At 58.0% G+C, this 19,856-nt stretch carries 21 protein-coding genes, 1 tRNA gene and 1 pseudogene; 18 read left to right on the forward strand and 5 right to left on the reverse strand.

Going from position 1 to position 19,856, the window contains the following annotated elements:
- The coding region (locus tag Q0O99_RS15235) for a hypothetical protein (protein WP_293752830.1) at positions 1–736 on the reverse strand (736 nt) is incomplete at its 3' end.
- Between the two features lie 725 nt (positions 737–1,461).
- Here Q0O99_RS15235 and Q0O99_RS15240 point away from each other — a divergent pair.
- Positions 1,462–1,677 (forward strand): annotated as a pseudogene (locus Q0O99_RS15240) (carboxymuconolactone decarboxylase family protein); the annotation flags it as partial.
- Between the two features lie 33 nt (positions 1,678–1,710).
- Entirely contained in the window at positions 1,711–2,160 is a 450-nt protein-coding gene (locus Q0O99_RS15245) for an OsmC family protein (protein WP_293752831.1), read from the forward strand.
- Positions 2,161–2,188: 28 nt separating this feature from the next.
- Here the strand turns inward: Q0O99_RS15245 and Q0O99_RS15250 are convergent, their stop codons facing one another.
- Both Q0O99_RS15250 and Q0O99_RS15255 read right to left on the reverse strand, forming a co-directional pair.
- A complete protein-coding gene (locus Q0O99_RS15250; protein WP_293752832.1) occupies positions 2,189–2,434 on the reverse strand; it encodes a metal-sensing transcriptional repressor in 246 nt (81 codons plus the stop codon).
- Between the two features lie 175 nt (positions 2,435–2,609).
- Positions 2,610–2,945 (reverse strand): helix-turn-helix transcriptional regulator, encoded by a 336-nt coding sequence (locus Q0O99_RS15255; protein ID WP_293752833.1) that lies wholly within the window; start codon positions 2,943–2,945, stop codon positions 2,610–2,612.
- Between the two features lie 147 nt (positions 2,946–3,092).
- Here Q0O99_RS15255 and Q0O99_RS15260 point away from each other — a divergent pair, with 147 nt between their 5' ends.
- The 16 genes from Q0O99_RS15260 to Q0O99_RS15335 all read left to right on the forward strand — a co-directional run bounded on the left by Q0O99_RS15260 (position 3,093) and on the right by Q0O99_RS15335 (position 18,631).
- A complete protein-coding gene (locus tag Q0O99_RS15260) occupies positions 3,093–4,154 on the forward strand; it encodes an efflux RND transporter periplasmic adaptor subunit (protein WP_293752834.1) in 1,062 nt (353 codons plus the stop codon).
- Between the two features lie 10 nt (positions 4,155–4,164).
- A complete protein-coding gene (locus Q0O99_RS15265; RefSeq protein WP_293752835.1) occupies positions 4,165–7,380 on the forward strand; it encodes an efflux RND transporter permease subunit in 3,216 nt (1,071 codons plus the stop codon).
- A gap of 32 nt (positions 7,381–7,412) precedes the next feature.
- On the forward strand, positions 7,413–7,619 hold the full coding sequence (locus Q0O99_RS15270) for a DUF2892 domain-containing protein (protein ID WP_293752836.1): 207 nt from the start codon (positions 7,413–7,415) through the stop codon (positions 7,617–7,619).
- Between the two features lie 18 nt (positions 7,620–7,637).
- Positions 7,638–9,023 carry a TolC family protein gene (locus Q0O99_RS15275; protein WP_293752837.1) on the forward strand — a complete coding sequence of 462 codons (1,386 nt, stop codon included), beginning with the start codon at positions 7,638–7,640 and terminating at the stop codon, positions 9,021–9,023.
- A 30-nt stretch (positions 9,024–9,053) separates the two neighbouring features.
- Entirely contained in the window at positions 9,054–9,434 is a 381-nt protein-coding gene (locus Q0O99_RS15280) for a rhodanese-like domain-containing protein (protein ID WP_293752838.1), read from the forward strand.
- A 157-nt stretch (positions 9,435–9,591) separates the two neighbouring features.
- Complete coding sequence (locus Q0O99_RS15285) at positions 9,592–9,900, forward strand: c-type cytochrome (RefSeq protein WP_293752839.1); 309 nt, start codon at positions 9,592–9,594, stop codon at positions 9,898–9,900.
- A 120-nt stretch (positions 9,901–10,020) separates the two neighbouring features.
- Complete coding sequence (locus tag Q0O99_RS15290) at positions 10,021–10,344, forward strand: hypothetical protein (protein WP_293752840.1); 324 nt, start codon at positions 10,021–10,023, stop codon at positions 10,342–10,344.
- Positions 10,345–10,587: 243 nt separating this feature from the next.
- Positions 10,588–10,917, forward strand: coding sequence for a helix-turn-helix transcriptional regulator (locus Q0O99_RS15295; RefSeq protein ID WP_293752841.1), 330 nt, complete (start codon positions 10,588–10,590; stop codon positions 10,915–10,917).
- On the forward strand, positions 10,914–12,278 hold the full coding sequence (gene soxC / locus Q0O99_RS15300; RefSeq protein ID WP_293752842.1) for a sulfite dehydrogenase: 1,365 nt from the start codon (positions 10,914–10,916) through the stop codon (positions 12,276–12,278). Before Q0O99_RS15295 ends, soxC begins: the two co-directional genes overlap by 4 nt.
- Positions 12,262–13,335 (forward strand): c-type cytochrome, encoded by a 1,074-nt coding sequence (locus Q0O99_RS15305; protein ID WP_293752843.1) that lies wholly within the window; start codon positions 12,262–12,264, stop codon positions 13,333–13,335. Before soxC ends, Q0O99_RS15305 begins: the two co-directional genes overlap by 17 nt.
- Positions 13,336–13,404: 69 nt before the next feature.
- Entirely contained in the window at positions 13,405–13,860 is a 456-nt protein-coding gene (gene soxY, locus Q0O99_RS15310) for a thiosulfate oxidation carrier protein SoxY (RefSeq protein ID WP_293752844.1), read from the forward strand.
- Positions 13,861–13,914: 54 nt separating this feature from the next.
- Positions 13,915–14,226: a thiosulfate oxidation carrier complex protein SoxZ gene (gene soxZ, locus Q0O99_RS15315; protein WP_293752845.1), complete on the forward strand. Its 312-nt coding sequence runs from the start codon at positions 13,915–13,917 to the stop codon at positions 14,224–14,226.
- A gap of 76 nt (positions 14,227–14,302) precedes the next feature.
- On the forward strand, positions 14,303–15,106 hold the full coding sequence (gene soxA, locus Q0O99_RS15320) for a sulfur oxidation c-type cytochrome SoxA (RefSeq protein ID WP_293752846.1): 804 nt from the start codon (positions 14,303–14,305) through the stop codon (positions 15,104–15,106).
- A gap of 18 nt (positions 15,107–15,124) precedes the next feature.
- Positions 15,125–15,781: a sulfur oxidation c-type cytochrome SoxX gene (gene soxX / locus Q0O99_RS15325; RefSeq protein WP_293752847.1), complete on the forward strand. Its 657-nt coding sequence runs from the start codon at positions 15,125–15,127 to the stop codon at positions 15,779–15,781.
- 60 nt (positions 15,782–15,841) lie between these two features.
- Positions 15,842–17,575, forward strand: a complete 1,734-nt coding sequence (soxB, locus tag Q0O99_RS15330; RefSeq protein WP_293752848.1) for a thiosulfohydrolase SoxB — start codon at positions 15,842–15,844, stop codon at positions 17,573–17,575.
- 57 nt (positions 17,576–17,632) lie between these two features.
- Positions 17,633–18,631: an MBL fold metallo-hydrolase gene (locus tag Q0O99_RS15335; protein ID WP_293752849.1), complete on the forward strand. Its 999-nt coding sequence runs from the start codon at positions 17,633–17,635 to the stop codon at positions 18,629–18,631.
- Positions 18,632–18,675: 44 nt separating this feature from the next.
- Here Q0O99_RS15335 and Q0O99_RS15340 read toward each other — a convergent pair.
- Together Q0O99_RS15340 and Q0O99_RS15345 are read right to left on the reverse strand one after the other, a co-directional pair.
- Positions 18,676–18,750: transfer RNA gene (locus Q0O99_RS15340), tRNA-Arg, on the reverse strand.
- A 46-nt stretch (positions 18,751–18,796) separates the two neighbouring features.
- Positions 18,797–19,738: a hypothetical protein gene (locus tag Q0O99_RS15345; protein WP_293752850.1), complete on the reverse strand. Its 942-nt coding sequence runs from the start codon at positions 19,736–19,738 to the stop codon at positions 18,797–18,799.
- Positions 19,739–19,856 lie beyond the last annotated feature (118 nt).

Consider the following 19,856-nt stretch of genomic DNA (forward strand, 5'->3'; position numbering starts at 1 on the left):
CGGCCAGCGCGCTGTTGATCATGGCCACCGTGGGCTGGCCTGTGCCGCCGATGCCAGTGACGCCCAGGGCGGTGTAGTCGCTGAGTGCGGGGGCGGGATTTGTGATCAGGTTCGCGCCGTTGTCTTGGGCATAAGCGGCGATCTTGGCCGCTGCGGTGTTGTTGCTTGCCCCCCCCCCACCACCACCACCACCACCCGCGGCGGCCAAGCCCAAAACGCCGGCCGCAACCGCCCCCACGGGGCCCAGTCCTGCCGCTGCCGCAACAGTGGGCAAGGCAGCAGGCGTGAATGCTGCAGATGCTGCATACAGGCACATTTGGGCTGAGGACGCATCTGCAGACCACAGCAGTTCATTGCCATTGGCGTCCAAGACTGGGGCCTGTGCCGATGCCAAGGCGGACTCGATGATCACAATGGGGCAGGCAGAATCGCTGGTCGACAACAAAAACTCTGCCCGTTGTGCTTGCCCGTCATCAAAGAAATTCATCAATTCCAAGATTTCGCCATCTGCCAGCGTGACCTTCAGTTTTTTGCCTACACGCTCCACCTTGAGGGGTTTGACCACCTCCTTGGTTGCAGCGTTGATGATTTTGTAGCTTTGACCCTGTTCTGTATTGACCACTTTGCCGGGACTGGCCTCACGCCCCTCCAGCACGATCACCACTTGACCCTTCGGGATTTGCCCCTGAGAGGTATTGAAGGACAGAGGGCTTTTTTCAAGGAGTTGCTGGGGCATGGTCTTGGGTCCAAAAATGCGTTGGGAAGTGGTTTGCTAAATTTGTTTTTAGCAGTAAATGAGTATTTAAGTGACAATATTATTATTATTATTAATTAATAATATTGGACTATAAAAATCTTCTCTGCTGTTTTGCCGTCGACCAAGATGACCGATTCATGCGGCTGCTGAGGGTGTCGGCCATGTGGTTGAAAAAAATGAGGGGTGAACATGGCCAAATTGGATGGCGTTATCGGAACTGGATGTCATGTGAATGTTTAAAGACCAAATTAGTTTTAATATTTTCGTGAGATTATTACACTTTTTTGTGTCTGATAACACATAAAAATTAAATTCATCAAAAATTTTTAAAAAATTTTATTATTCCGGGTGTGATGCATCCTGGAGGGCCGCAACAACTTACTTTAACTAAAAGTTCTATGAATTTTTTATTTTAGCAACAAAATTTACGCATATAGATGAAAAAAAGTCCTGACTCGGCAGTCAGGACGATTGTTAGAGACAGAAGTAATGAGGATGACGGGGACGAGCCGTCAGACTGGCACGCACCCTGATCTGCGTTGCGCACGGGAACTGGCGCCCAAGAAGTTCTTTGGCTTGATCTAGAGCAAGCTGGGACGTTGTGCCTGCTTATAAACTGGGGCCTATACAGGCTCTTGGTGGCTTGTGTGCCACCGGGGCTGCGACCAGTTCAATTGGGAGCCACAACATGAAAGGTGAATCCCATGGGCACTTTTGACCATCCCGGTTTGATGCAAGACATCAACGAATGCCTGGTGCCATTTCGCAAAAGCCAGCCCGACGCGATGAAGGCGTTTGGCCAATTGGCCCTGTCGGCCATGGCCGAGGGGGCCTTGAGCACCAAACACAAAGAATTGATGGCCTTGGCCATTGGCATCACGCAGCGTTGCTCGGGCTGCATTGGTTTTCACGTCAAGGCCTGGGACGATTTGCAAGCAGCACAGGGCTGAGCCATGAGCGAAAAACATGTTTCGGTCATATTGACCCAGCAGCACGATTACCGCTTTGACATCCGCTTTGACGACAACATGCCGGTGCTGATCAGCGATGAGCCAGCGCCTTTGGGCACGGGGCTGGGGCCATCGCCGGTGCAGTTGCTGTGTGCCGCAGTGGGCAATTGCCTGAGCGATTCGCTGCTCTTTGCCTTGCGCAAATTCAAGCAAGCGCCCGAGCCTTTGCGCTGCGAAGTGCAAGCCGAAGTGGGCCGCAATGCCGATGGCCGCATGCGTGTGTTGAACATGCTGGCCACTTTGCACCTGGGTGTGCCAGCGGCTCAGTTGGAACAACTTGAGCGGGTGCTCGGTCAGTTCGAAGGTTTTTGCACCGTCACCCAAAGTGTGGGGCAGGGCATTCCCATTCAGGTGCGGGTGCTCGATGCCGATGGGCGGGTCTTGAAATCTTGAAGGGTCTGTGCCTTGCGCCCAAATGGGTTCAGGCGAACTTGGTCAGCATCTCGGCCACACGTTCCGGCGACTGGTCGCCTTGCTCGATCATGCAGCCGACCATCGAGAAGAAGGATTTGTCCAGCGCCTTGCGGGCTGCGGCCATTTGCTGGGCGATTTTTTCGCAATCGGCATCGGCCTCGATCAGTTTTTGCAGGCCGCGCACTTGGCCTTCAATGCGGGCCAGACGGGCACACAGGTTTTTTTTCTTTTCGGCGTCGACGATTCGGCTCATGCAAGTCTCCAGGGGCCCTCTGCAATGGTGGGGGGCTTTGTAAGTTTTGATGATAGCTTTTTGTGATTCTGTCCGTGCCGCCATGGGCAAGGCCGTGGAGCCGGGTTGCAGCAAGGCCGCAGAAAAAAGGGGCCGCAGGAGGGTTGGTTGCCAGACGAGGGTCTTGGTGTCGCGTTCAGTTGGGCGAGAACACGGCGCGGTCGCTGGAGGCTTGTTCGTAGCGACGGGCGATGTTGCCGCACACCAAATCACACAGCGCATAAATAGAGGGGTCACTGACGCGGTAGAAAACGCTGACGCCACGGCTTTCTCGTTCCACCAAACCGTGCTGGGCCAGATAAGACAGGTGGCGCGAGACGTTGGCTGCGGAGTAGCCGCTGAGTTGGGCCAACTCGCCCACGCTGCGCTCTTGTTCGCGCAGCAAGTTCAGGATTTTCAGGCGCGTGGGCTCCGACAGCGCCTGGAAATAGGCAGCGATCTTGTCCAAGGCTTTGTCGGGCAGGTCTTTCATGAGGAGCTCCAATTTACAGCTTTTTTGCCTTGAATTGACGGCAGGCTTGAAAAGATTGTATCATTGCGTGAACATGCAAATAAGCAATTGTGCAAATTTGAGAATAAACAGGCTTTTGCCACCCAACGGTTTAACGGAGATGTTTCGATGAAAAGACACTTGATCCTGGCTTCGGCCTTGGCCCTTTCTGCTGTGCACATGGGCCCGGTGTGGGCCAATGCAGACAGCACCAAAACCATGGCGGCCACCGCCAACACGGCCGGTGCCGCCCAGGTCAGCCTGGACGCCGTGGTCGAAGCGGTGCGCCAAGCCACCTTGTCCACCCAAGTGGCGGGCACCATCGTGGGCCTGAATGTCAAAGCAGGTGACCGCGTGCGAGCTGGGCAAGAGCTGCTGCGCGTCGACGCCAGCGCCGCCCAGCAGCAGGTGGCGGGCAGCAGCGCCCAACTCGAAGCCGCACAAGCCAACCTGAACGTGGCCAGCAAAGAGCTGGATCGTCAAAAGCAACTCTTCCAAAAGCAATACATCAGCCAGGGTGCGCTCGACCGCGCCCAGGCCCAGTGGGAAGCGGCCCGCGCCCAGGTGCAGGCCCAGCAAGCACAGACCCGCGCGGCGCAAACACAAACCGGTTTCTTCAGTGTGCGCGCCCCTTTCAATGGTGTGGTGTCGGATGTGGCCGTCACCTTGGGTGACATGGCCATGCCCGGCCGCCCCATGCTGACCCTGCACGACCCCTCGGCATTGCGCGTGAGCGCGGCTGTGCCGCAGTCGATGCTCGGTGGCGTGCGCAGCCAACTCGCGTCGGTGCGCTACGAGATTTCAGGCCACAGCGCCCAGCCGGTGAAGGCGGGTACAGCCCAGCTGCTGCCTTCGGTGGACCCGGTCACGCACACCGCACAGCTGCGCCTGGCTTTGCCCGCTGGCATCGAGGGTTTGGTGCCGGGCATGTTTGCCCGCGTGTGGGTGTCCGGCGTTCAGGCTGGCAGTACCGCCCAAAACACCCAGGCCCAACCGGTGGTGTTGCCCCTGTCGGCCATCGTGCGCCGCGCTGAAATGACCGGCATTTATGTGATGGATGCACAAGGCAAGCCCCGTTTGCGCCAAGTGCGCCTGGGCCGTGTGAATGGCCAGAACGTGGAAATTTTGTCGGGCGTGAGCACGGGCGAGCAAGTCGTCACCGCCCCCGCCACGCTCACCACCCAACCTTGAGAGCAGCCTCATGAACGAGCCAAAAATGGGCATTTCGGGCCGCATCGCAGCGGCCTTCCAAAGCGCACAAATCACGCCTTTACTGGCGCTGGTGGCTTTTTTGTTGGGCGTGTTTGCCGTGATGGTGACGCCCCGCGAAGAAGAGCCGCAAATCAACGTGACCATGGCCAATGTGATCGCGCCTTTCCCGGGTGCGTCGGTGCGCGAAGTCGAGCAAATGGTGGCCATTCCGGCCGAGCAGGTGCTGTCCAAAATTGCGGGCGTGGAACACGTCTACTCGGTCTCGCGCCCCGGCGTAGCGATCATGACGGTGCAGTTCAAGGTGGGCGTGCCGCGCACCGAGGCGCTGGTCAAATTGCACGACACCATCCGCGAAAACGCCGATTGGCTACCTCGCAACCTGGGCTTGCCTGAACCGCTGATCAAGCCCAAGGGCATTGACGATGTGCCCATCGTGTCGCTCACCTTGCACGGGAAAAATGCGGATGTGAGCGCTTTTGATCTGGAGCGCGTGGCGCACAGCATCGAGGCCGACATCAAGCGCGTGCCCGGCACCCGCGATGTGGTCACCATGGGTGGGCCGCGCCGAGCAGTGTTGGTGCAAATTGACCCGCAGCGCATGAACGGCTCGGGCGTCACGGTGCACGATCTGCGCATGGCTTTGCAGTCGGCCAATTTGGGTTTACCGGTGGGCGATTTGTTGGGTGGCAACCAAAGCGTGGCCATCGAAGCCGGGCCGCACCTGTCGCAAGCTTCTGAAGTGGCCGACCTGGTGGTTCAGGTGGTGCAGGGCAAGCCGGTGTTCTTGAAAGACGTGGCCGATGTGCAGGACGGCCCCATGCCGGCTGCACGCTATGTCTGGCACGGCAACAACGAAAAAAACGGGGGTGAAGAATTCGCCGCCGTCACGCTGTCGATCACCAAGAAGTCGGGTGAAAACGCGATCGATGTGGCCAATGGTGTCAAGCGCCGGGTCGAGACACTGCAAGGCACCGTGATCCCAGACAACGTCGAGGTGGTGGAGACCCGCAACTACGGCGAAAGCGCCAACGACAAAGCGCAAAAGCTGATCCAGAAACTGCTGTTTGCCACCGCGTCGGTGGTGGCACTCGTGTTCATGGCGCTGGGCCGCCGCGAGGCTGCGATTGTGGGCGTGGCCGTGATCTTGACCTTGACGGCCACCCTGTTTGCGTCCTGGGCTTGGGGCTTCACGCTCAACCGCGTGTCGCTGTTTGCGCTGATTTTCTCCATCGGCATTTTGGTGGACGACGCCATCGTGGTGGTGGAAAACATCCACCGCCACCAGCAGCTGTTCCCCGGCAAATCCTTGCGTGACATCATCCCCGGTGCGGTGGACGAAGTGGGTGGCCCCACCATCTTGGCCACCTTCACCGTCATCGCGGCGCTCTTGCCCATGGCGTTTGTGAGCGGCCTGATGGGCCCTTACATGAGCCCGATCCCGATCAATGCGAGCTTGGGCATGTTGCTGTCGCTGGCCATTGCCTTTGTCATCACGCCCTGGTTGGCGGGCATGTGGATGAAGCCCCTGACCGGTGATGCGCACGGTGCGGCAGGCGGCCACACCGGCCTGAGTGCCAAACTAGAACCCCTGTTCGAAAAAGTTTTCAAGCCTTTGCTCGACGCCCAATCCGGCGGGCGCAACCGCAAGCTGTTGGGTCTGGGCATTGCCGGTTTGATTGCCTTGTCTTTGGTCTTGCCTGCGACCGGTTTGGTCATGCTCAAGATGCTGCCCTTTGACGACAAGTCGGAGTTCCAGGTGGTGGTGGACATGCCCGCAGGCACGCCGCTGGAAAAAACAGCGGCCGTGATGCGTGAGCTGGGCGGCCACTTGGCCACCGTGCCCGAGGTCACGCATTACCAGGCCTATGTCGGCACCGCTTCGCCCATCAACTTCAACGGCTTGGTGCGCCAGTACTACCTGCGAGCAGGTGCTGAGCTGGGGGACATCCAAGTCAACCTGGTGGGCAAGTCCGAGCGCAGCGACAAGAGCCATGTGATCGCCACCCGCGTGCGTCCGGCTTTGCAAGAGATTGGTCGCCGTCACGGGGCCAACGTCAAGGTGGTCGAAGTGCCGCCCGGCCCACCCGTGATGTCGCCCATCGTGGCCGAGATTTATGGGCCCGATGCCGAAGGGCGTCGCCAGGTGTCCAAGGCCGTGCGTGCGGTGTTCGAGAAAACCGAAGGCGTGGTCGATGTGGACGAGAGCGCCATTGCCGATGCACCACGCAAAGTCTTGTTGGTGGACCGCCGCAAGGCCGCTGCCCTGGGCGTGTCGCAGCAAGCCATCGTGACCACCTTGCGTGCAGGCTTGGCGGGCGAAGACGCTACCTATTTGCACGACGGCAGCAAATACCCGGTGCCCGCGCTGATTCAGTTACCCGCGCAACTGCATGGCGACCTCGACGCCTTGTTGCAGCTGGGCGTGAAAAGCGCCACGGGCAAAGTGGTGGCCATCCGCGAGTTGGTCACGGTGAGCGACACGCTGCGCGAGCAACCCATCATCCACAAAAACATGCTGCCAGTGAACTTTGTCATGGCCGACATGGCAGGCAAGGTGGACAGTCCTTTGTATGGCTTGTTCAAGATGCGCGGCGACGTGGCCCAGATCAAAGGCCCGGATGGTCAAAAGCTAGAGGAATACTTCATCCACCAGCCCGACGATGCCTGGCGCGGCTACAGCATCAAGTGGGATGGCGAGTCACAGATCACGTATGAGACCTTCCGCGACATGGGCGCAGCTTATGGCGTGGGCTTGATCCTGATTTATTTGCTGGTGGTGGCGCAGTTTGGTTCTTACCTCACGCCGCTCATCATCATGGCGCCGATTCCCTTGACCATCATTGGCGTGATGCCTGGCCACGCCTTGCTGAACGCGCAGTACACCGCCACCAGCATGATCGGCATGATCGCGCTGGCGGGCATCATCGTGCGCAACTCGATCTTGTTGGTGGACTTCATCAACCTGCAGGTGCAAAGCGGCATGGACTTCAAACGGGCGATTGTGCAATCGGCCATCACCCGCGCCCAGCCCATCATGCTCACGGGCCTGGCGGCCATGATCGGTGCCTTTTTCATTGTGGATGACCCGATCTTCAATGGCCTGGCCATCTCGCTGATCTTCGGCATTTTTGTGTCCACCGTGCTGACGCTGGTCGTCATCCCGACTTTGTATTACGTGGCGTACCGCAAAAAGTACGGCGCTTGAGTTTTTTCTTTCATCAACTGGAGTAAATCACCATGAAATCTTGGCAAATCGTTCGTTTGGTCGCTGGCACCTTTGTGCTGTTGTCTTTGGCTTTGGGCGTGCAGGGCAGCCCGATTTTTGTGAGCGAGTGGTGGCTGGCGTTCACCGCCTTTGTGGGGGCCAACTTGCTGCAAAGCGCGCTCACCCAGTGGTGCCTCATGGAGTCCATCCTCGGCAAGCTGGGCGTTAAGCGCGGCTGATCAGAAAGCCAGCGCGCCATGACCCCCTCACGATTGAACCTCAAACACCTGAGCGGTGCGCTGTTGGCCGCAGCGCTCTTCGCGCCTGCCGCGCAGGCGCTGGACCTGCTGCAAACCTGGGAGCAGGCACGCCAGCACGACCCGCAGATGCAGGTGGTGCAAGCCACCCGTTTTTCGGTGCAAGCCTTTGAAGCGCAGGCCCAATCGCTGTGGCGACCTGTCGTGGTGGGCAGCGCCACGGTGGGGGCCATGTCATCTGAGACCCTCACCACAGGTGCGCAGTTTGCAGTTGGTGGTCAGCCGCCGATGCCCGGCAGTTTTGCCACCTCGGCCAGCGCCGCGTTGTCCACGCGCTGGTCTTTGCAAGCCAAACAAGCCCTGTACAGCCCCGAGCGCCAAGTGCAACAAGCGCAATTGCAGCAAGCTGCAGGCGTGGCCGAATGGCGCGCCGATCTGGCCCAGCAGCAATTCATGCTGCTCACGGTGCAGCGCTATTTCAACGTGTTGCTGGCCGAGCGCCAGCTGCAAGTTTTGAAAAACCAACTGTCTGCCGTTGAACGCTCGCTGACCGAAGCCCGTGACCGTTTTGCCATTGGTGATTTGCCTGTGACCGACACCCACGAAGCCGCTGCCCGCGCCTCGGGCTTGCAGGCGCAGTGGCTGGCCGCTGACAGCGAGCTTCAAATGGCCCGCCAAGTGCTGGCCGAATCCACCCGCTTGCCCACCGAGACCCTAAAACCCCAAGCGCCCAAAGCCGCTGAGTCTGCTGCCGCATCGCCGCTTTTGGACCAGGTGCTGGCCCAAGTGCGCGAAGCCAACTCCGGTTTGCGACTGAAAAAAGCCCAATGGGACGTGGCCCGGCAAGAGGTGAAAAAGCACCAAGCCCGCGGTGGCATCACGCTCGACCTGGTGGCCCAGGCCGGCCGTGACCGCTTGAGTGGCGACGGCGACTTTGGCCCAGCGGGCAACACGCAAAGCCAGCAGATGGTGGGCCTCAGCCTGAACGTGCCCTTGTACAGCGGCGGTTACCGCAGCGCCAAACTGCAAGAAGCTGTGAGCGCGCAAGCGCAAGCCGAGGCCGAATACGAGCTGGCCGTGCAGCAAACTCAGCAGCAAGCCCGCTCGGTGTGGCTGGCCCTGCAAACTGGCCCTGCCCGATTGTCTGCCCTGCAAGCCGCATGGAAAGCCAGCACCGCCAGACTGGACGCCACGCTTTTGGGCCGCCAAGTGGGTGACCGCACCACCTTGGACTTGCTGCAAGCCCAAAACGACGCGGCCCAGTCCGAACTGGCCTGGCTGCGTGCGCAGACCGAGCTGCTGCAGACACGCTTGCAACTGGACGCCTTGACCGGTAGCCTCTCTGTGCAAAGCTTGCAGGGCCTGAATGCCCAGCTGGCCCCCTGAAACCCATTGTTTGAACCTGAAGGAGACACCATGAAAACAGCCCACGATCTGGTCCTGCAAGCCAAAGCCCATGTCCGCGAGATTGCCTTGCAAGACGCCGATGAAGCCATTCGCCAAGCCGATGTGTTGATCGATGTGCGTGAAGCCGACGAATTTGCCGCAGGCCACCTGCCCGGTGCGGTATTGGTGACCCGGGGCCTGTTGGAATTCAAGCTCAGCGGCACGCCCGCCTTGTCGGGCCGTGACCTGAAAGTCGTTCTTTACTGCAAAACCAGCGGCCGCGCAGCTTTGGCGGCTCAAACCATGCAGAGCATGGGCTACCTGAATGTTTCATCGATTGCGGGTGGTTTTGACGCTTGGGCTGCTGCTGGAAAAGCGGTGGTCAAGCCCGAACAACCCGCGATTGAGTGAGCCCTATGGCCGCGTTTTTGGGATGGCTTTGGGGCGGTGTGCTGCGGGAGCTCAGTAAAATCCATGAGATGAAAGTTGAGCGGTTTTGCACAGAGCCGTCTTGATTTGGGTTAAATTAGCGACTGGTTATATTCAAAACCCTTCACACGGAGCTCTCATGAAACTGATTTTTGCTGCTGTTGCCGTCTCTGCCCTGATGTCAGCCCCTGCATTCGCCAACTCGGATTTGGCCAAGAAAAATGCTTGCATGGCCTGCCACGCCGTGGACAAGAAACTGGTGGGTCCTTCCTACCAGGACGTTGCCAAGAAATATGGCGGTCAAAAAGACGCTGCTGCCAATTTGGCCAAGAGCATCAAGGCCGGTGGTTCGGGCAAGTGGGGCCCAGTGCCCATGCCCGCCCAAGCCGCTTTGAGCGATGCCGACGCCCTGACTTTGGCCACCTGGATTCTCGCTGGAGCGAAGTAATTCAAGCCGCTGACAGGATTGGTTGAGAACAGATGATTTAGAAAGCTCGATGGTTACTCGTGGCTTTTGCTTGCCGCTCAAAGGTCTGCCCTTGAGCGGCTTTTTTACGGGGAAATGGGCATGAACATTTGTAGAACAAGCGTCTTGGCAGGTTTGTGTGTCTTGGTGGGTGCTTGGGCTCATGCCCAACCCGCCATTTTCAAGGAAGCCGACTACAAACTGGGTGAAAAACTCATCAACGAAAGCAAATGCGTGTCCTGTCACGTCTCCAAGGTGGGGGGCGACGGCAACGCCATGTACAAGCCACAGGGACGCATCAACACCGCAGCTTTTTTGCGCGGCATGGTCGAGCAATGCAACACCGAGCTCAACCTGGGCATGTTTCCAGAGGACGTGACCTCGGTCGCAGCGGTGCTCAACCGCGATCACTACAAGTTCAAATGAGGCCTTAGGTCATCGCCTTTTGGGTACTGAAAATACCCAGCTTTTTCAAAAGGCATGTGAACGGCTGGATTGAAGTCCATCGTCCATGACCTTCGACTGGGCTTTCATCTATGCAGTAAGGCTGGAAACCCCATCAGAGTTTGTCCTGAGCAGGAAACAAGCCCGTGTAAACCCTGATTCAGATTCATCGCTTATCGTATATATTCGAACATCCGAATATATGAACCTAAATGTAAGGGCAAGATGACAGTGGATCAGGATGAGGTATTTGACAAAGCGGCAGACCTTTTTGCCGTGATGTCGACACCCATTCGGCTTCGCATCATCAGTGCGCTTTGCCAGGGTGAAAAAAACGTGGGGCAATTGCTCGAGAGCATCGGTGTTGCTCAGCCCAATATGTCCCAGCACCTGAACATCCTGTTCAGGTCGGGCGTGTTGGGAAAGCGCCGTCAAGGTGCCCAAGTGTTTTATCGGATTGCAGACGACACTGCAGCGAAGGTTTGCCGAGCGGTTTGCACGCAAGTGGCCATCGGTGCGGATGTGAATGATCAAACCAACAAGGAGTTTGTGTGAACGCAGACAACATCAACTCAGGAAGGGTGCAAAAAGCGCCTGAAAGCTTCCTGTCCCCCAGTGGTATCAAGGAGGTCTTTGCCGAAGGCAAAAAAGGCCGACGTGATTTCATCCGCAACGCTTTTGCCGCAGCAGCCGCTGGCGCCGCCGCCCCCATGGCCATGGCTCAGGGCAACCCGGTGCCCGCCGAAGGTGGGGACCCCAATATTCTCAACTTGCCCGAGCACACCACGGGTCTGGGTCAGGGCGTGGCCGTGGAAGGTTATGGCAAGCCCTCCAAGTTCGAAGCGAACTTGCAGCGCCGACAAAGCCCTGGCCTGACACAAACCACCCAAGCTTCGGTGTCGTTCGCGCCACTGCAGTCCTTGTTCGGTATCGTCACGCCCAGCGGTTTGCACTTCGAGCGTCACCACCAAGGTTGGTGGGACATCGACCCGTCCAAGCACCGCTTCATGATCAACGGCATGGTCAAAAAGAACATGGTCTTCACCATGGACGAGATCATGCGTTTGCCATCGGTCTCGCGCTTTGCCTTCATCGAGTGCGGTGCCAACACCGCCACCGAGTGGGGCAATGTGGCGGTGCCCACCGTGCAGTACACACACGGCATGATTTCTTGCAGCGAGTTCACGGGCGTGCCCCTGATTACCCTGTTGGAGATGGCTGGCGCTGACCTGAAAAACGGCAAGTTTGTTTTGGCCGAAGGCGGCGACGGCTCGTCCATGACCCGCACCATCCCCATGAGCCTGATCACCTCGGGTGAGGTCATCGTGGCCTATGGCCAAAACGGTGAAATGCTGCGCCCCGAAAACGGCTACCCCTTGCGCTTGGTGGTGCCAGGCGTGCAAGGCGTGAGCTGGGTCAAGTACCTGCGCCGCGTCGAAGTGGGTGACAAACCCTATGCGGCCAAAGACGAAGCGATTCATTACATCGACTTGCAGCCGGATGGCACGCACCGCCAGTACACCAATTTGCAGGAAATCAAGAGCGTAGTGACCACGCCCTCGGGCGGTCAGGTCTTGCTCGACAAAGGTTTCTACAACATCACGGGTCTAGCCTGGTCGGGCAAAGGCAAGGTCAAGCGCGTGGACGTGTCCACCGATGGCGGGCGCAATTGGCGTCAGGCACGGCTGGAGACCCCGGTCCTGTCCAAAGCCTTGACCCGATTCAACCTGAATTGGGTGTGGGATGGCAAGCCCGCCATCATCCAAAGCCGGGCTCAGGATGACACGGGCCATGTGCAACCCACTTACCAACAGCTGCGCTCAGTTCGCGGCACACGTTCGATTTATCACAACAACGCCATTCAGTCTTGGTTGGTGCAGGAAAACGGTGAGGTGAAAAATGTCCAAGTTTCGTAATGCCGTTGTGACCGTGGCTTGGCTGGCCATGGCAGGTTTGGCCGCCGCACAAAGTCAAAAATTTCCGGGTGTAGGCCGTGAAGCGACTACCAAAGAGGTGGCCAAGTGGGACATTGATGTGCGGCCCGACTTCAAGGGCCTGCCTGCAGGTTCTGGCTCGGTGGCAAAAGGCCAGGATGTATGGGAAGCCAAGTGCGCCCACTGCCACGGCGTGTTTGGTGAGTCCAATGAGGTGTTCAGTCCGCTCATTGGTGGCACCACCGCCGAAGACATCAAGAATGGCCGCGTGGCCAACTTGAAGCGCACCGACTACCCCGGCCGCACCACCATCATGAAAGTGCCCACGGTCTCAACCCTGTGGGACTACATCAACCGCGCCATGCCTTGGACCAACCCCAAGACACTGAGCACAGAAGAGGTCTATGCCGTCACGGCCTTCATGCTGAACATGGCCAACATCGTGCCCGACAACTACGTGCTGTCTGACAAGAACATCGCCGAAGTGCAGGCGCGCATGCCCAACCGTAATGGCATGAACACAGCCCATGCGATGTGGCCCGGCAATGAATTGGGTGGCGTCAAAAAGCCCGACACCGCCAACAAAATTTGCATGAAGGACTGCACGCCTGAAATCAAAGTGGCGTCATTTCTGCCTGACTTTGCGCGAAATGCCCACGGTAACTTGCAAGAGCAAAACCGCATTGTCGGCCCACAGCGCGGCGCTGACACCACCAAACCCGAGCCCAAGGCCGGTATGCCGGTGGCCGCTGCTGCTCCTGTAGCCGCTGCCAAGCCAGAAAACAACGAAGCCAAAGCAGCGATTTCGCTTTTGAACAAGCACAGTTGCACCGCTTGCCACGGCGTGGACAAGAAAATTGTGGGCCCTGGCTTCAACGAAATTGCGAAAAAACAAGCCGGTAAGACTGACTATTTATTGAGCAAAATCAAGGCCGGTGGTGTGGGTGTTTATGGTCAAATCCCCATGCCTGCCCAGTCCCTGCCTGAGGCGGATGCCAAGCAGATGGCCGAATGGATTTCCAAGGGGGCCAGCAAGTAATACGGGCTATACCCGTTGCACTTCTGAACCTGTTTCAATAGCATCACTCAACCATCAAGGAGATATCAGATGCAAAACCGTCGCGAGACACTCAAGCAAAGCGCTGTTGTGGCTGGCCTCTTGGCCACTGCGGGTTTCCCACAGTTTGCCCACGCCGCGTTCAACAAAGCCGCATTCGACGCCAAGTCGGTGCAAGACGCTGCCAAGGCCGCTGGAGCCACCAGCCTGACAGAAAGCAAAGACGTCACCATCATCGGTCCGGACATCGCTGAAAACGGGGCTGTGGTGCCTTTGGGTGCCAGTACAGCGTTGCCTGGCGTCAAGCAATTGCTGATCATGGTCGAGAAGAACCCGTCCGCTCTGGTGGCCATGTTCTACGTCACTGAGTCTGTCGACGCCAATTTCTCGACCCGCGCCAAAATGGGCCAGTCTTCTGATGTCTACGCTGTGGCCATCATGAACGACGGCAAGGCTTTGTGGGCCAAAAAAGAAGTCAAGGTCACTCTGGGCGGTTGCGGAGGCTAAGCCTCGGCATACAGCCTCTATACATTGATTCACTGAAAGATTTAGGAGAGAAAAATGGCAGATCCAATGCGCATTCGTGCCCAGGCCGCTGGTGACAAAGCAACCGTTCGTGTGCTCATGAGCCACGAAATGGAAACCGGCCAGCGTAAAGACGCTTCCGGCAAAACTGTTCCCGCTTGGTTCATCCAAGAAGTGACAGCCAAACTTAATGGCAAAGACGTGTTCTCCGCCGAGTGGGGCCCCGCAGTGTCTAAAAATCCTTTCCTGCAATTTGCAGTCAAAGGCGCCAAAGCCGGCGACAAAATTGCCGTGACCTGGAAAGACAACAAGGGCGATACCCGCACCGACGAAGCCACCGTTTCGTGATCGTGCGATGTCAGATCAAAGGGTGAAGTCACAACTTCACCCTTTTCGTGTTTGAAAAATACCAACAGAGGTGACAATGAACAAAGCATCAAGTTTGGCCATGGCAACAGCACTGGCTTTGAGTACCGTGCCAGCTCTGGCCCAAAAAACCGCCAGCCAGGGCATTGACGAATACCGCGCCATGTTGCAAGACGGCAATCCTGCGGATCTTTTTGAAGCCAAAGGTGAAGACCTCTGGAAAAAAGCACGCGGACCTAAAAACGCCAGTCTTGAAAAATGCGACTTGGGCAAAGGCCCGGGCGTGGTCAAAGGTGCTTTTGTGGAATTGCCCAAATACTTTGCGGACACCCAGCGCATGCAGGACCTGGAGTCCCGCCTAGTGACCTGCATGGAAACCCTGCAAGGCTTCAACGCCGCTGAGATTTCCAAGACCGCATTTGGTCGTGGCGAGATGGCCAACGTGACCGCCTTGGCCACTTGGGTCGCTGCCGAGTCCAAGGGTATGAAGTTCAACCTCTCGCAATCGCACACCCAAGAAAAAACCTTCTACGAAGTGGGCAAGCGCCTGTTCTTCCAGCGCGGTGGATCGCACGACTTTTCTTGCGCTTCCTGCCACGGTGAAGAAGGCAAGCGCATCCGCTTGCAAGACCTGCCCATACTGACCAAGAACCCTGGCGACGGTGTCGGTTTTGCCGCCTGGCCTGCCTACCGCGTGTCCAACGGTCAGATGTGGAGCATGCAGCTGCGCCTGAACGACTGCTACCGCCAGCAGCGCTTTCCTTACCCTGGTTTTGGCAGCGACGCCACTGTGGCCTTGTCCACCTACCTGGGTGTGAATGCCAAGGGTGCAGCTTCCGTTGCCCCGGCCATCAAGCGCTGATCTGAACTGGAGAACCTCATGAACAAAAAGACCCAACTCGTACTGGCCAGCTTGGCTGCCGCTTTGGTGGCTGCAGGCTGTGCATCCGGCCCTTCCGTGGCCGAGCTCAACGCCCTGACCGACAAGATCGTCAAGGCTTCTTTCCGTGATGAGAGCCATGTGAAAGTGGCGCGCCTCACGGCCACCGACGAAACCAACACCGCTTGCAGTGAGGCCGACGTGGCGGGTAAGCCACTGGACGAAAAAACCGCCAAGCGCATCGAAGAAGCCAACATGAAAGCCATCAAATGGCCCTCGGATGGCAAGTTCATCGGCGATTGGAAGCAGGGCGAAGCCATTGCGCAAAGCGGTCGTGGTCTGACTTGGACCGATTCCGCGACGGCCGTCAATGGCGGCAACTGCTACAACTGCCACCAGATGGACAAGAAGGAAATTTCTTACGGCACATTGGGACCGAGTCTGTACAACTACGGCAAGATCCGCGGCGTGTCCAACCCTGAAGATCCCGCCAGCAAGCCCATCGTCGAATACACCTGGGGCAAGATCTGGAACTCTAAGGCCTACAACGCCTGCTCTAACATGCCCCGCGCAGGCCACATGGGCATCTTGAACGAAATGCAAGTTCGCCACATCGTGGGCCTGTTGCTCGACCCCAAGTCTCCTGTTAACCAGTAAGCACTAAAAAACCCGGCTTGGCCGGGTTTTTTAGCCCCGTATATATCAGTGGTTGCAAATATGAATCTCTCCAAACGCGAATTTATCCAAGTCATGGGTGCCGGCACCATGGCTGGCCTGAGCATGGGCGCTTATGCCCAATCGAGTGCCAGCACAGCGGCCAATGGCTTGTACGACATTCCCAAGTTCGGCAATGTGTCTTTCTTGCACATGACCGATTGCCATGCCCAGCTCAAGCCGATTTATTTCCGCGAGCCCAGCATCAACCTAGGGGTTGGCGCCATGCAGGGCAATCTGCCGCATTTGGTGGGCGAGTATTTGCTGCAAGCGGCCAAGATTCGCCCGGGCACGGCCGAGGCCCACGCGCTGACTTTTTTGGACTTTGAAAAAGCCGCCAAGCGCTACGGCAAAGTCGGTGGTTTTGCCCACCTGGCCACGCTGGTCAAGCGCATGAAGGCCAGCCGCCCCGGCGCTTTGTTGCTCGACGGCGGTGACACCTGGCAAGGCTCGGGCACCAGCTTGTGGACCAATGGCCAAGACATGGTCGACGCTTGCAAACTGCTGGGTGTGGATGTGATGACCGGCCATTGGGAGTTCACTTTGGGCATGGCGCGCGTCAAAGAAATCATTGAAAAAGACTTTGCGGGCAAGGTCGACTTTGTCGCACAAAACGTCAAGACCAATGACTTTGGTGACCCGGTGTTCAAGCCCTATGTGATCCGCGAAATCAACGGTGTGCCTTGCGCCATCATCGGCCAAGCTTTTCCTTACACCCCGATTGCCAATCCGCGTTACATGGTGGCCGACTGGGAGTTCGGCATCCAGGACGAGAACATGCAAAAGATGGTCGACGAGGCCCGCGGCAAAGGCGCGCAAGTCGTTGTTGTCATCAGCCACAACGGCATGGATGTGGACCTGAAAATGGCCTCGCGCGTCAGCGGTATCGACGCCATCATGGGCGGTCACACGCACGACGGCATGCCTGTCGCGTCCATCGTGTCCAACAAAGGCGGCAAGACCATCGTCACCAATGCGGGCTCGAACAGCAAGTTCCTGGGCGTGCTCGATTTCGAAGTCAAAGACAAAAAAGTCAGCGACTTCCGCTACAAACTGCTGCCCGTGTTCTCGAACATGCTGCCCGCAGACAAAGAGATGGACGCACTTATCACCAAGATCCGCGCGCCTTACGAAGCCAAGCTGGCCGAAAAGCTGGCCGTGACCGATGGCCTGCTGTACCGCCGTGGCAACTTCAATGGCACGGGTGACCAGTTGCTGATCGATGCGCTGCTGGACGTGCAGGGCGCAGACATCGCGTTCTCGCCAGGCTTTCGCTGGGGCACCACGCTCTTGCCGGGTCAGGCCATCACCCGCGAGTGGCTGCTCGACATGACCGCCACCACCTACTCGTATGCCACCGTGACCGAGATGACGGGCGAGACCATCAAGACTGTGCTCGAAGATGTGGCCGACAACCTGTTCAACCCCGACCCTTATTACCAGCAAGGCGGCGACATGGTGCGTGTGGGCGGCCTGACCTACAGCTGTGACCCGGTGGCCAAGGCAGGCCAACGCATTGGCGACATGCGCCTGAAAGGCCAGCTGATCGACGCCGGTAAAAAGTACAAGGTGGCGGGTTGGGCCCCGGTGGCCGAGGAAGCCCGCAACCAAGGCAACAAACAGGTCTGGGATGTGGTCGAGACCTGGCTCAAGGCCCAGGGCGGTCGCATCAAGCCACGCCAACTCAACACGCCCAAAATCATGGGCGCATTGCCCAACAAGGGCTACGCCGTTTGAGGTGCGCGTGCAGCGCCACCTGACACTGTCTGGCGCTGCACCGATGGAGAGATCACCATGAAAAGACGACAACTGTTGTGGGCCAGCGCGGCCATCGGCGGCGCAGCCCTGTGGCCCGAGGCCCGTTTGCTGGCGCAGCAAGCGCAAGACTTCATCGAAGGCCCGCCCGTGGCCGACATTCCGGCGCAAAAGCTGTCGCCCCATGTGTGGATGATCTATTCCCCCGACGGATTTCCCACCCCAGAAAACCGGGGCATGATGGCCAATGTGATCTTTGTGGTGACCTCGGCTGGGGTGGTGGTGATCGATTCGGGGGCCTCGTTGCAAATTGGCCAAATGGCCATCCGCATGATCCGCCAAGTGACCGACAAACCCGTGGTGGCCGTGTTCAACAGCCACTACCACGGTGACCACTGGCTGGGCAACCACGCCTTTGCCAAGACCTATGGCGATAAGCTGCCCATTTACGCGCTGCCCAGCACCATTGAAAAACTCAAAGGCGCAGAAGGCAACCTGTGGCGCAGCCTGGTGGAGCGCTGGACCCACCAGTCCACCCTGGGCACGCAGGTGGTGCTGCCCAACACGCCCGTGCAGCATGGCCAAGTGATTCAGATCGGCGATGTGAGATTTCGCATGCACCACTATGGGACGGCGCATACGCCATCGGACCTGTGTGTCGAGGTGGTGCAAGACAAGGTGACGGCTGTGGGCGACATCGCCATGACCAACCGCATTGCCAACATGGACGAGGGCTCTTACCCCGGCACCTTCAAATATTACAAAGCCCTGCAGGCCGCCACGGGCGAGCAGCTTTGGGTGCCCGGCCACGGCCAAGCACGCCCAGACCTGCTCAAGACCTATGGCGAGTTCATGGCGGGCATCTGGGAGCCCTGCCTCAAAGCGGTGGAAGACGGAAAGTCTGAAGCCGAGGCCAAAGCCGCCGTGCTGAAAGACCCGCGTGTGGCCGCAAGGGCCAAGACCATGGAAGGCTTTGACCGCAACATTGGCAAATATGTGAGCTTGGCCTACCTTGAGGCAGAAAAAATCGCTTTTTAAAAAGCAAAAATCCGCACCAGTTTGAAGGTGTGCGGATTCGGGTTTGGTGCCCCCGACAGGAATCGAACCTGTATCACTCCCTTAGGAGGGGAGAGTTCTATCCATTGAACTACGGTGGCCAGGATGCGGATTGTAATGGCCGTGCGCGGCAGTTCAGAGGCTGCCTTAAAGCGGCTGGCTGTCGAGCAGCAGGTGCTGCACATCGGTCTGGGCGTCCATCACACGACGGCCCTGGAAGAACAACTTGAGGTTTTGCCAGTCCTGGCTGTGCAACAGAAAAGGTGCTGCGCCGTAAACGCTTGTGACCATGCCCGCTTTGAGATGCAGCATTGTTTTTTGGTTTTGGCTGTCGAGCACACACAGTTCGGTGTCGGCTTGGGCCTCCAGGTAGACATAGTTGCCTGGTTTGAGGGGCTGGTTGGGCGTGTGGGTTTTGCTCTTGTCTCTGTGTTGCCAATCACAGGCCGATGTGACCGTTGGGAATGAGACTTTGACCACTGGCCTGGACAGTTCAGCCGAGGCAGGGGTAAAGGCGGTCTCTTCGGTTGGCGCTGCTGAGGGCATGAATTCGCGCTGGACAGGCGCGGACTGCGCAGTTTGGGGGGCCGACAGGACCTTGGGGGACGGGGCCAGCGTTGCCTGTGGGTCAGAGCGCCGGTCGGTTGCAGGCCCATCCCACAAGCCCCAGGGCTTGAAGGCGGTCAGGGCCACCAGACCGAGCACACCCAAAGTCCAAAACAAGGCTTGCTGAATCAGCCCACGTCGGTGGGAATCGGAAGGAGCCTTTGGATGGCTGATGGGCGCTGGTGCCATCACGGTGGCGATGGCAGAGGGTGATTCGTTCAGGCTGGGCTCGGTGGATTCTTGTGGCACGGTGACCAACTCTGGCGTGACCAGGTCGTGCCCTAATTTTTTGAGCAGTTTGGCACCCGTGCTGCGTTTGATGGCGAGGGTGTAAAAACTGCTGTGGCCACCGAGCTCCAGTTCTTTGAGCTGCGCCAAAGACACGGTGTTGTGTCGTGCGAAAACCAGTTCTTCAATACCGGCCTCTTCCCGCAAACTTCGCAAGAGTTGCCCATCTTCAGAACGCCATGTGGGATTGTTCATAGGTGAAAGCTGACTTCAGTGGATCGGAGGCCCTGAAACAGGGCAACTGCGCGATGATATGACAGTTTTGGTCACCATTTAATGATTAAGAACTCATGAAAATGATTTAATTAATTGA

Source organism: Limnohabitans sp. Rim8 (assembly GCF_945901735.1).
In the GTDB taxonomy this organism is placed as follows: Bacteria; Pseudomonadota; Gammaproteobacteria; order Burkholderiales; family Burkholderiaceae_C; genus Limnohabitans_A.